The sequence below is a fragment of the Levilactobacillus sp. HBUAS70063 genome, assembly GCF_038374745.1.
Taxonomy (GTDB): domain Bacteria; phylum Bacillota; class Bacilli; order Lactobacillales; family Lactobacillaceae; genus Levilactobacillus.
The window spans coordinates 388,235-399,887 of record NZ_JBANSM010000002.1 but is presented as its reverse complement, the minus strand read 5'-3'; the positions used below and the strand labels follow the sequence as shown (position 1 = coordinate 399,887).

Here is an 11,653-nt window from a genome sequence, read left to right as displayed (position 1 = left end):
TTCCTCCCCCGGTCTAGTGTGTAATAATCTTACTCAAGAATTGGCGTGCCCGTTCGTTGGTTGGCTGGCCATCGAAGAAGGTTTCCTTAGAATCATCCTCTAGAATCCGACCATCGGCCATGAAGATAACCCGGTTGGCCACTTCACGGGCGAAACCCATTTCGTGGGTCACGACTAGCGTGGTCATACTGGAATCTCGGGCGATGGTCTTCATAACGTTCAGCACATCATCGATCATTTCGGGGTCTAGGGCACTCGTCGGTTCATCGAACAACAGACACTTCGGCTTCATCGCCAGTGAACGGGCGATTGCGATCCGTTGTTGTTGCCCCCCGGAGAGCTGCGATGGCATCTTGGGCGCCTGATCGGCCAGGCCCACTCGGTCGAGCATTTCCATGGCGACCTTTTTATTTTCGTCTTCCGGCCGGTGCAGGACGATTCGTGGCGCTAACATAATATTTTCCAGAATGGTTTTGTTGGCATATAAGTTAAAATGCTGGAAGACCATGCCCACGTTCTTCCGGATACGGTTCATATCCGTCTTCGGGTTAGCGAGGTCTTGGCCGTTTACAATCAATTGACCGTGACGAATCGATTCCAGACCATTGATGGTCCGAATCAACGTGGACTTACCCGACCCAGAAGGCCCAATCAGCACCACGGTTTCCCCGTCTTCAATCGTCAAGTTAATGTTGTGTAATGCGTGAAAACTACCGTAGTATTTTTCAACGTTGTGAAATTCAATCATTGACATAAGTCTTTCCCTCCACATAACTAAAGTAGTTGCCAGGTCGGCGTTCCCTACACCCGCGCGTCTGAATTTTTTTGTGTCTAAAATAGAGTCTAAACCAAAAAAATAACGCGGTCAAAATAAACACTCCCGGTGTCACCACCCCCGCGAAAGATTCAAAGCCAAAAAGATTAGGCATACCACGGATTCAGGGCCTGCACGTTACCTGTAAAAATTTTTTGGCCAGGTAGCATTACCATGTCAGAAAATATAACATAGGCGTCACTGATTTCCGAACATTCCGGTCGGCTAAGCTATCGGATTGAGCTTGAAGCAATTCAGACCAGCTCATCCGGTTCATTGGTGCTCTCGCCCACAACCAAATGATCACCACATCGTTCCCCATCATGACGTGCCAATGTGACCTTGCTGGTAAACGTTGATTTCCGTAACGATGGTGTTCTATCCACTAAAATGGTGAAATCAGGAGCCTACGCCTGCCGGGGGTTCCGCCTGCTATGGGGGACACCTCCAGCCTGAGAAGCGGACTTCCGGTTCGCTTGGAAACCTTGCCAAACCCGCAAGTCTCCCAAGTCGCCCCACGCTGTAAGCTGAGAAGAAACCTCAGCTAACACCGTCGACATAGCTGGCTCCATCCCCGGCGATCTCCGGCAAGGTGGTGCTTACCAGCAACGACAAAGTTTATCGGCAAATCAGTCGTTACGTCATGTTAAGCCGCTGGTTGCTGGTCAGTATTGTCGTAGCCGTGAGTGAGCCAAATATGGGTTCAGCCGTGGGAGTTCCCTTAGCGGCGGGGTTGACCGGTTAGGGAACTGGCGTCTTTGAGACGTGGTCTGTCGGCTCAAAGCGAGGCCGAGACCGCTTCCTAGTCTCGGTCCGGTCCGCCCACCGCGATCCACCCCATATTTGGTGAACGGTAAGGCGGCCAATTCCTGCTATGAACCTGTAAACGACTAGAATTAACACCTGGTTTCACTAATTTAATGGGATGAATCCAGTTACTCCGGGAATTAGCGCGCTAATTTCACTTTTAACCTTGAGTTGCTAACAAAAGCACACCGTCAACCATCGTTGGCAGTGTGCTCAGCTTAAACTTTTCAATTAGTGGTGATACCGCGAGGTCCGTGTCATCGGTTCCGAATCGGTATCCGTCCGCGGCGCCTGATCGTATCTGGTCCGCCGAGACGTGGCGCTGGTCTCACGCGTCGCCTGTGGCGTGGTCGTCCGATTGCTGTCACCCTGATGCTTGTAGGCCAATTGAACGGCAACTTGGAATTCATTTTCTTGCTCAATCACCGTGGTTCGCCCCAGAACCTTGAAGGGTCCTCCCACCAGCGTGGCGTTGGCCAGGTACAGTTCGAACTGGTCGCGCACATCAGCGACGTTTTGGAGGCCAACCGTGCTGACCACCCCAACCCGTTGCTTCTCGGCCTGGTTCATCCCGGCATACACGACCAACTGATCGTTTTCAGTCTGCATGTCGAAGTAAGGAATCAAGGCCCCGGGGCCGGAGGCGTAGACGGGCTTGCCCGTCTGCCGCGTCTGTTCCGTAATCTCGCGGTCGCCTAAACCGGAGTAATCCAGTTGGAGCAACTGATTTTGTTGCAGGCGCGTCGCCAGTTGTTGGATATTGGCCTGTTCAATCGGCGTCGAGGTTAATTTCCCGGGTAATATCTTCTTCTCATCGAAGTATCCGTTCGCCGGAATATTGCGGCCACCCACGGTCCGCTTCGGCTGGTCCAAATCGGCCTCCTTGGGTTTCATGTGGAGGAGCTTTTCAATCTTCGGCGAAATGTCAAAGGGTGCCTTCTTATTCGTAAAGTAATAAACCGTATTAAGATAGGCAAAATACAGTAGGATCAGGGCCACCAACAGAATCAAGAGGCCCCAGAATGGATGACCATTTTGCAGGTACCGCACCCCAATGTAGAACAGGTAGAGGTCCCCTAACGCACCCAGAATTACGTAAATGCGGTTTTTAATCTTAACACTCACATTGATGTAGCCCAGGTAATGGTTGACCATATCAAGAAAACTAAGCATTGTCGGTCCCCCTTTCTTCGTTATTGACCGGTCGTGTCAGTCGTATTGTTGGTGTTGTTGTAAGTCGTGGCGTGGCTGTAAGTGCCAGAGCCCGTATCGTCAGTGGTATCATCACTGGTCGACCCGGTATCGTCAGTGGTCGTGTCATTGTCGGTCGTGGCCGAGCTCGTCGTGCTAGATGACGTCTTCTTCTTAGACGTAGTTGACCCCGTCGTGCCCGTCGAACCGGTGGTGCCGGCCGTGCTGTTCTCCGTTTCGGACGTGGAATTAGCCGATGAACTTTCCGTATCCGTTGAAGAACTACTACTGCTACTATCCTTGCTAGATGAATCACTGCTGTCTTTCTTAGAAGAATCCGAATCCTTCTTCTTGCTGTCATCGCTCGCCTTTTTCTTCGAATCGTTGGACTGATTGACGACTAGCGACGAACTCGTCGACGTCCGTGAAGCCCCTTCGTTGGTCTTCGTGACGGTATTCGTCACCACGTTGGTTGCCCCCAGTGCCAAGGCCATCGACACAATGGCAAACGGCGTGATAAAGGGTGGTGTCCGGTACGCCATACTACATTCCTCCTTCTACACTTAATGCAATGTCTTTTATTATCGCACGTTAAGTTCAAAAGTTTCTCAAGTTTCTGTTAATTTTTAACTAAGTTAGGCCCGCAAGCTTACGTCAGTGGCTTGGGCGCCGCCGTGACGCCGGCTGCCTTGCATTCCGCGCAGCTCCCGTAGAGTTCGAAGCTATGGCCAGTAATCTCGTAGCCCGGCAGCTGGTCGCTAAAGAAGTCCATCGGGCACATCTGTAGCTCGGTGACCTTGCCACAATTTTGGCAGATAAAGTGGTGATGGTGCTGGTGGTGAAAGTCACACTGGTACTTGACCCGTGTCCGTTCCTGCTCCGTATTCTGCTCGACAATCCCGACTTCCTCAAATTCCTTGAGATTACGGTAAACAGTGTTATGACTCATCCCCGGAAATTCGGTCCGCATGTAGGCATCGACCGTCACCACATCCGTGTAATGGCCCTGATTGGTGACCAAGAAATCCAGCAACGCGTGGCGCTGTTTGGTCAATTTATACTTATTCTTTCTTAAAATCGCCACGGCGGCGGTCAATGTGTCTGCCATGATGGGCGGCCTCCTCTTAAATTTAGTCCGAAATCCTCATTAGTTTCGCACACTTTCCAACGAAACTCAACCAAAGTCCCCCCTATTTCGCCTGTAAGCGGTTCATCAACGCATCCAGCTTAATCTGGGTCTGCTGCCAATTATCGTTGTTTAGCTGAATGGCCTTGCCCCGCAAAGCCAGCGGCATGGTCAAATCACGCCGATATTCCGGGCTGGCAAAGCGTTGCTTCAACATCGCCCGGTCGTCGCCGCGCTGGGTCACCCGTGCCAGTAGCTCTTCTGGCTGGCTGACCGTCAGAAAGATGATGACGGCCTGATCGCCCAGCTCCTGCGCGTAGGTGATGGCGCCCTTGGTATCTAACACGATCGCCACAAAAGGGGCTCGCTCAAATCCGGCAGCCAATCCTTCGCGAGATGACCCGTAGTGAAAACCCGCATAGTAAACGGACTCGAGGTAATGGTTCTTGGGGAAGCTCTCGGGCGTCTCGAAGTAGTAATCGCGCCCGTCGACCTCGCCCTGCCGTGGCGGCCGCGTGGTGTGGGTGATGACCTTCGTCACGGGGTACTGACTGACCAGATAATCCTGAACCGTGGTCTTGCCCGTTCCGGTGGCCCCGGTAATCACGAGAACTTTATTGGTCATGACGGTCCCCCACTACGTACGCGTTGGCCCGCGTCAGGAGCGCCTGCAGGTTCGGATAGCTGAGGCGTTCGTGAGCCGTGGCAAAGTCGAACCAGCCAAAGTCACTGATTTCCTCGACCTGCCGCGAGATGGTCACGTCGGCCGGAACCTGCGCGGTGTACAGGACCACGTGCTTGTGATGACCATTTTGCATATCATAATCCAGATCGGCATGGAAGGTTGGGTCGACCGTCACGTGGAGCTGCGTTTCTTCCCGGATTTCCCGCACGGCCGTCTCGATGTCGGTCTCCTGGCCCTCAACGTGGCCCTTAGGGAACCCCCAGAAATTGCTGGTCGCACTCTTCAAGAGTAAATACTGTGGCTGGTCGTCCACTAATCGATAAACCACCGCACCGCTTGCATTTTCAGTAATCATTTTTAAAACTGCCTCCTCTTTCGCTGGGCCATCCCCCTCGGCAACGGCCACCTCATGAAGTTCAACCTTACCACGAACGACCGCTAAACGGGTCAATTTTTCAGGAAAAACTTTCGGTGACCACCATCGCCGCCGCTAAAGTCGAGCCATCAGCAACCTTTGACGGTCGGCGTCAGACGGACTAATCGCGCCACCATGGGCTTTCGTTGACTAAGCCACCAGCGCATTGCTGACGTTTAACCGCTACATTGATGCGGGGGGCATGGCCATATCTGTTCTATTTTATCCCGAAATCACCGGTTATGGGGAACTTTTAACCGCCTTTTCTCAAAAGTCTCGCCAACTCTCATTGACTTTTAATTTAAGTCTAGGGTACACTATCCGAGATATCATCATTATTAAGGAGGCTTTTTATGGGTATTTCGCGAATCTTTCGCCGCGAACGCTTAGATAATTACTTAAAAAGTGACCAGCACTTTGCCAAGACCATGACGGCAAAAGATCTGATGTCACTGGGCATTGGGGCCGTGATTGGGACCGGGATTTTCATTCTCCCCGGAACCATCGCCGCACAGTACAGTGGGCCCGGAATTGTTTTATCCTTTCTATTAGCGGCCATTGTCTGTTCGACAGCGGCCATGTGTTACGCCGAATTTGCCTCCGTCTTGCCAGTTGCCGGCTCCGCTTATTCTTACGGTAACCTGGTTTTCGGCGAAATCATTGGCTGGGTGCTCGGCTGGGCGCTGATTCTGGAGTACGTGCTCGCCGTGGCCGCGGTGGCCAATTCCTTTGGCGCCTATTTTAACTCGTTTCTCGCCGGTTTCCACCTCGCCCTGCCCACGGCCCTCGCAGGTCCCTACGACCCCGCACACGGGACGTACGGCAACGTGGTGGCCATTCTGGTGGTCCTACTGATTAGTTGGTTGCTCAACCGGGGCATGCGCGAGTCGATGCGGATTAATACCGCCATCGTCTTCGTCAAAATTGCCATCATTATTTTATTCGTCCTGGTGGGCATCTTCTACGTCAAGCCGGCCAATTGGAAACCCTTCGCACCGTTTGGAACCAAAGGGATTCTGCAGGGCGCCTCGACCGTCTTCTTCGCCTACCTCGGGTTCGATGTGGTTTCCGCCTCGGCTGCCGAGGTTAAGAATCCCAAGAAGAACATGCCCATTGGGATTATCGGGACGTTGATCGTGGCCTCCGTGCTCTACATGCTGGTGGCCGTGGTCCTAACCGGGATGGTCCACTATACCAAGCTCAATGTGGCCGACCCCGTAGCCTTCGCACTGACGCTGGTTCACCAGAACTGGACGTCCGGCATCATCTCGCTGGGGGCGCTGGCGGGGATGTTTACCATGATGGTGACCATGATTTACAGCTCCTCACGGCTGATTTACTCCATTGGTCGGGACGGCCTGTTGCCTAAGTTCTTGGGTAAAATCGACCAGACTAACGGCACGCCCAAGAACAGCTTGGCGCTGATTACCGTAGTCATCGCGCTACTGGGAGGCTTCGTGCCCCTCGCCCAACTGACCAATCTGGTTAATATTGGGACGTTGGTGGCCTTTCTCTTCGTGTCCTTTGGGATCATTCGACTCCGACACATCAAGGAATTGCCGGCCAACTCCGGGTTCAAGGTTCCCTGGTATCCCGTCTTACCGATTGTCTCCGGGCTACTGTGTTTCGGGATGATGCTTCAATTGCCGGCGGAGACCTGGATTGCTTCGTCCATCTGGTTCGTCCTCGGCCTCGTCATCTACTTCACCTACGGCCTGCGCCACAGCCGCCTCAACGATGACCAGCCAGAGTCCAAGTAAACTTTTACAGTCGCTGCCCTGCGGCTGCCAGGGATTCCGCCTGCTGTGAGGACCGGAGAAAGCCACAGGGCGGTCTTTCTCCTCGCCTTGAAGCCGATAATTCACGTCTTCAAGGTCGTCCGGTGAAGTAACCTGGCCCAAAACGCCAGCTAACTTCACACTCACGGCTGGCTCCATCCCTAGCCTCCTTCGGCCGACTAACATTGGTATAACTGGACTGGTCATCCTTGCTTCAGCCAAAACGAATCGTTGGGCCACGCACCAACGTAGCCGCGAGTGAGCCAAATCTGGGCTCAGCCGGGGCATCCTCAGCTGACGATCGTCAGTTGAGGATGGGCGTCTTGGAAACACCGTTCTGTGGTGGTTCCAAGCGAGGGACGAGACCGTTTCTCAGGCTCGTCCCGGTCCTCCCCCAGCGTTCCGGCCCAGATTTGGCGAACGGTAAGGCGGACAATATTAGCCATGGTTACGGCGGAACCCCTGCCGGCCATAGGCGATCATCTAATACAAATCAATAATTTCAAATTCATTTAGGAGGGTGATTCATTTGCGTAATCAACAATTTGCTATTCGGCCCACACAACCGGCGGACGCCTTGCGCGAGCTTGAACGGATTCATTTCTTAACCACGGCCAATCAAGACTTGACCAGCGGCAGTGCGTTACTGCAAGATTTCTACGATAAGAGTTGGCCGGAATACACCACCGTCGACGTGGTCCGTCAACAGTTGGCCGACCTCATGGCCACGCCCGATAGCGATGGCTTGGATTATCTGACGTACCACGACGACGTGGCCGTGGACGCCTTCTACAACCTGGCCCTGCAACGCCTGGGCTTTCTGCCCGACCTGGACTTTCAGTTAACCGACCCACTAGCCGCCATGGCCAAGATTCAATTGCCCGTGGCCGATCACGCCAACGACGTCTTCACGCTGGCCGAACTCAAGCAGGCGTGGTACTTGTTACTCACGACCCACACCAAGAACGGCCAGACCTTCCTGGATCACCTAACCACCCACGGGTATTTCGCCCCCTTCGTTCACGATGAAAGTGTCGAGAAACCCCTGATTTTTAACGGGAAATCACAGGCCGTCTTCGACACCACGCAGCTGATTCGTGAAGTGGTCTACGTGGAGAGTCCCCAAGACACCGATGGCGATGGAAAACGCGACCTGCTCAAGGCCGAAGTCATTCGCCCCGCCGAAACGGAAACCGGCCTAAAGGTCCCCGTCCTCTACACGGCGAGTCCTTACAACCAAGGCACCAACGACGAGGCCGGCGATCAGATGATGCACAACGTCAACGTGCCTCTGGAGCCTAAGCAACCCAACGATCTAACGGCAGCCGACGTCACGGCCCAACCAGCAACCACGCCGGTACCCGACCCACGGCCCGTCACCGCGACGACCAAGACCGCCGAGGAAACCTTTGCGCGCGAACAATCCTATACGCTAAACGACTACTTCCTGGCCCGCGGCTTCGCGGTGGTCTACGCCGCCGGGATTGGAACGCTGGATTCCGATGGCGTCCGAACCACCGGTGACCCCGAGGAAACGACCTCGACCATCGCCATCATCGAGTGGTTGGCCGGCAACCGCACGGCCTTTACTAGCCGGGCTGCGACCCAAGCCATCCCCGCCTGGTGGAGCAACCATGCCGTGGCCATGACTGGCCGCTCCTACCTGGGCACGCTGGCCACGGCCGCCGCCACCACCGGCGTCACCGGACTAAAGACGGTGATTTCCGAGGCTGCCATTTCTAACTGGTACGACTACTACCGCGATGGCGGACTGGTCATCGCCCCCGGCGGCTTCCCTGGCGAAGATACCGATGTGTTAGCTGAAGAAACCTTCAGTCGGCAACTCAAGGCCGGCGACTATCACCGGATTCAGGCTAAATGGCAGGCCGACCTGGCCGCCATTACGCACGGTCAGGACCGCGCAACCGGCAACTACAACCGCTTCTGGGACGCCCGGAATTACCTCAAAAACGTGCCCAACATCAAGGCCGATTTACTGCTGGTCCATGGCCTCAATGACTGGAACGTCAAGCCCCGCAACGTCAATAACTTGTGGAATGCCGTCCGGGATTTGCCGGTCACGAAGAAGCTGATCCTTCACCAGGGTCAACACATCTACATCAATGCCTTCCGGTCGATTGACTACACGGACATCGTTAACCTGTGGCTGACCCACGAGTTGCTCGGCGTGGATAACCAGGCGGAAACGCTCCTGCCAAACGTGATTATTCAGGACAACGTCGAACCGGAAACGTGGCACGCCACCAGCGACTGGGATGCGCCTAGCAATCCGCAACGCGTCTTCAACCTGCAGCACGACGAGCTCGTTGACCAAGCGACGCACGAACCCATGGAATTCGCCACCAGCTTCAGCGACCAACTGCCCACGGCACAATATCAACGCTACACCAAGGACATTGCGGCCTGGCAAACGGCGCTGCTGGGCGACAAGCACAACGACATGTTTGGCCACCGTTTAATCTTCAAGTCCGCCGTCTTAAAGGACGACCTCATCTTGGACGGTAAGCCAACCGTTAAGCTTCAAGTGGCCGTCAACCAACCGGTCGGCATGCTCAGCTTCCAGGTCGTGGACTATGGCGAGGCCAAGCGACTCGGCGTCAGCCCCACCCCACTGCGGTTGAGTCTGGACGAAGGGTACCGTTGGCGTGAGGATAACCTGCGGGAATTTCAAACGACCAAGGCGACCCCGTGGAAGATGATTACCAAGGGCCACCGCAACCTGCAGAACCGGACCAACGCCTACCACGTCGATCCTCTTAAGCCCAACCAGTTCTACGATCTCAGCGTGACCTTACAGCCCACGCATTACAAGTTGTTGGCGGGCCACCAACTGGGGCTAGTCATCTATGCCACGGACTTTGGCATGACGGTTCGGGGTAATCAGGATCTGCAATATTCCGTCCAACTCGGCGAATCCTCACTGACGATTCCGTTCGTGGAGAAATAGCGTCTTTGAGACGTGGGCTTCCGGCCCAAAGCGAGGCCAAGACCGCCCACCGCGATCCACCCCATATTTAGGCGGCCGCTTTCCACGACGAAACGGTCAACGACTAAGCTTAACGCCATGAGTGGCATGACCCATCGTGAGCGATTTCGTCCGTTCCTGCGACCCATCCGCACAACCCAGTAACCATTAACTTTAGTTTCGGATTTTAGCCGACAGTGCTAAACTATTAGATAATTCATTAGAAACGGGGGAATTTCATTATGAAACAAGGCACGACGATCATTACCTTAGACAACGGCTACCACCTCTGGACCAACACCCAAGGAACCGGCGACATTCACTTGCTCGCCCTCCACGGTGGCCCCGGTGGCAACCACGAATACTGGGAAGACACGGCCAAGCAATTAGCCGCCCAAGGTCTCAATGTTCAGGTCCACATGTACGATCAACTCGGCTCCTGGTACTCCGATCAACCCGACTATAGCGACCCCGAGACGGCCAAGAAGTATCTGACTTACGACTACTTCCTGGATGAGGTCGAAGAAGTTCGCCAAAAGTTAGGCATCGACAAGTTCTACCTGATTGGCCAGTCATGGGGGGGTGCTTTAGTTCAGATGTACGCCGCTAAATACGGTCAACACCTGAAGGGCGCAATCATTTCGTCCATGGTTGATAACATCGACGAATACGTTGAGAGCATCAATCATATTCGTGAAACGGTTCTGTCCGCCGACCAAGTGGCCTACATGAAGAAGATTGAAGCCCAAGGCAACTACGATGACCCAACTTACCAGAGTTACGTGGACATCTTAAACGATGGTTACGTGGACCGGAAGAAGCCGGCCGCCATTTCCCACTTAATCAGCACGATGGCTACCGACGTCTACGGTGCCTTCCAAGGCGACAACGAGTTTGTCATCAAGGGTAAGCTGAAGGAATGGAACTTCCGTGATCACTTGAAGGAAATCAAGGTTCCCACCCTGTTGACCTTCGGGGAACACGAAACCATGCCCATTGCCACCGGTAAGAAGATGGCCGAACTCATCCCCCACTCTCGCTTCGTCACCACGCCTGAAGGGGGCCACCACCACATGATCGATAACGCACCGGTTTACTACGATCATTTGGCCACGTTTATCCGCGATGTGGAAAACGATAATTTTAACGCTTAATCGCTAAACTAAAATCGCCCAGCCAATTCCATTGAGAATTGACTGGACGATTTTTAATTTGATTTGCTTAACAACTGACGCGACCTAGTGAATCACAACCTTCATCCCATAAGGCACGTTGGTGTAGACCCACTTGGCATCGGCCACCGACAACCGGACACAGCCGTGTGACGCGGCCGTCTTGCCTAGCTCTTCGGCTTCACTCTTGATGTAATTTCCGTTCTTATCCGTGGGAACACTGTGAAACAGGTAGACCCCGTGATCCTTCCAGGAAACCCAATATTTGGCCCCTTCACCAGAAGACTGATTGTAGAAGAATTTCCCGCGTTCGGCTTGAATATAAAAGGTTCCGTGCGGCGTGCCGTTCTCCTTACCCGTTCCCGTGGAACAGTACATGGTGTAGAGCACCCGGTTGCCGTCCTTAATGTACACCCGTTGTTTACTGGTATTCACGTCCAACCAGGCATTCGGGTGTTGCGTTAGGTCCGGATACGCCTTACTTTCGGAAGGCTCACGCCAATTAATCTGCTTGGCCGCAGTGCGTTGGATTACCTGATTGATCCCCACCGCTGCGATCACGATTAAGATCACGATCACCAATAATTTTCTGAAATATCTCATGCTCCGCCGTCCCTTTCTCCTGAGATTTACTCTACCGTCAACTGTAACGGATTTCTCTAAAAAAGAAAACGACTTT

The 11,653-nt window shown here is 53.9% G+C and carries 10 protein-coding genes; 3 read left to right on the top strand and 7 right to left on the bottom strand.

Annotated elements, in window-relative coordinates:
• Positions 1-13: 13 nt before the first annotated feature.
• The 6 genes from V8I28_RS04800 to V8I28_RS04775 form a co-directional block, all read right to left on the bottom strand.
• Positions 14-754, bottom strand: coding sequence for an amino acid ABC transporter ATP-binding protein (locus tag V8I28_RS04800; RefSeq protein WP_341778976.1), 741 nt, complete (start codon positions 752-754; stop codon positions 14-16).
• A gap of 1,098 nt (positions 755-1,852) precedes the next feature.
• A complete protein-coding gene (locus V8I28_RS04795) occupies positions 1,853-2,794 on the bottom strand; it encodes a DUF6681 family protein (RefSeq protein WP_341778975.1) in 942 nt (313 codons plus the stop codon).
• A 20-nt stretch (positions 2,795-2,814) separates the two neighbouring features.
• Positions 2,815-3,354 carry a hypothetical protein gene (locus V8I28_RS04790; RefSeq protein ID WP_341778974.1) on the bottom strand — a complete coding sequence of 180 codons (540 nt, stop codon included), beginning with the start codon at positions 3,352-3,354 and terminating at the stop codon, positions 2,815-2,817.
• A gap of 107 nt (positions 3,355-3,461) precedes the next feature.
• Positions 3,462-3,920 (bottom strand): Fur family transcriptional regulator, encoded by a 459-nt coding sequence (locus tag V8I28_RS04785; RefSeq protein WP_341778973.1) that lies wholly within the window; start codon positions 3,918-3,920, stop codon positions 3,462-3,464.
• 82 nt (positions 3,921-4,002) lie between these two features.
• Positions 4,003-4,563: a guanylate kinase gene (locus V8I28_RS04780; protein ID WP_341778972.1), complete on the bottom strand. Its 561-nt coding sequence runs from the start codon at positions 4,561-4,563 to the stop codon at positions 4,003-4,005.
• On the bottom strand, positions 4,553-4,978 hold the full coding sequence (locus V8I28_RS04775) for a bis(5'-nucleosyl)-tetraphosphatase (protein ID WP_341779019.1): 426 nt from the start codon (positions 4,976-4,978) through the stop codon (positions 4,553-4,555). Before V8I28_RS04775 ends, V8I28_RS04780 begins: the two co-directional genes overlap by 11 nt.
• Before the next feature lie 413 nt (positions 4,979-5,391).
• Between V8I28_RS04775 and V8I28_RS04770 the strand changes: the two genes are divergently transcribed.
• The 3 genes from V8I28_RS04770 to V8I28_RS04760 all read left to right on the top strand — a co-directional run bounded on the left by V8I28_RS04770 (position 5,392) and on the right by V8I28_RS04760 (position 10,956).
• Positions 5,392-6,798 (top strand): APC family permease, encoded by a 1,407-nt coding sequence (locus tag V8I28_RS04770; protein ID WP_341778971.1) that lies wholly within the window; start codon positions 5,392-5,394, stop codon positions 6,796-6,798.
• A 547-nt stretch (positions 6,799-7,345) separates the two neighbouring features.
• A complete protein-coding gene (locus tag V8I28_RS04765) occupies positions 7,346-9,784 on the top strand; it encodes a Xaa-Pro dipeptidyl-peptidase (RefSeq protein WP_341778970.1) in 2,439 nt (812 codons plus the stop codon).
• A gap of 260 nt (positions 9,785-10,044) precedes the next feature.
• Positions 10,045-10,956, top strand: coding sequence for a proline-specific peptidase family protein (locus V8I28_RS04760; protein WP_341778969.1), 912 nt, complete (start codon positions 10,045-10,047; stop codon positions 10,954-10,956).
• A gap of 84 nt (positions 10,957-11,040) precedes the next feature.
• On the opposite strand, the gene V8I28_RS04755 is transcribed toward V8I28_RS04760, so the two are convergent.
• Positions 11,041-11,577 (bottom strand): L,D-transpeptidase, encoded by a 537-nt coding sequence (locus V8I28_RS04755; RefSeq protein WP_341778968.1) that lies wholly within the window; start codon positions 11,575-11,577, stop codon positions 11,041-11,043.
• Positions 11,578-11,653: the final 76 nt, after the last annotated feature.